General features: G+C 51.8%; 1 protein-coding gene. It reads right to left on the reverse strand.

Annotation, left to right across the window (positions count from 1 at the left end; genetic code table 11):
- On the reverse strand, positions 1-269 hold a 269-nt coding region (locus tag QKW35_RS21260), incomplete at its 3' end, for a phenylacetate--CoA ligase family protein (protein ID WP_425608018.1).
- Positions 270-475: the final 206 nt, after the last annotated feature.

The following is a 475-nucleotide window of genomic DNA, read 5'->3' on the forward strand; positions in this document are numbered from 1 at the left end:
TCATTCATCGGAACCGCGAATGAATCGAACGGGTAGGCGTCACGTAGATACGCTTTGGTGGTGAACGGGAAGTTTTTCAAATCGTCCAGGCTTTTCAGCTCGTACGGGTGAACACCTTTCTCGTCACACAGTTTCTTGTATGCCGGCACGTTGTTGTACGCGTGGGCGATGCTCCACTGCATGCGTGTCAGCTGCAGGTCGCGCAGCTCATCGATGCTAGCGGTTTCAATTGGGTCGAGCGCTCGGCGAGATGGTTTGTCAAATTGCATCGTTATTATTGTCCTGTCTAATTCGCTGTTGTTGTGTCAGAACGCAACGTCTCTGTTGGACGAAAAAAGGGGTGGCCACCTATTTCGGGATCAGTGGGTCACCCCTGCAAGGCGTTTAAACCAATGCTTAAACGCGCTCAATGATGATCGCGATACCCTGACCTACACCAATACACATGGTGCACAGGGCGTAACGACCACCGGTA

The organism is Pontibacterium granulatum (genome assembly GCF_029961155.1).
Taxonomy (GTDB): Bacteria; Pseudomonadota; Gammaproteobacteria; order Pseudomonadales; family Balneatricaceae; genus Pontibacterium; species Pontibacterium granulatum.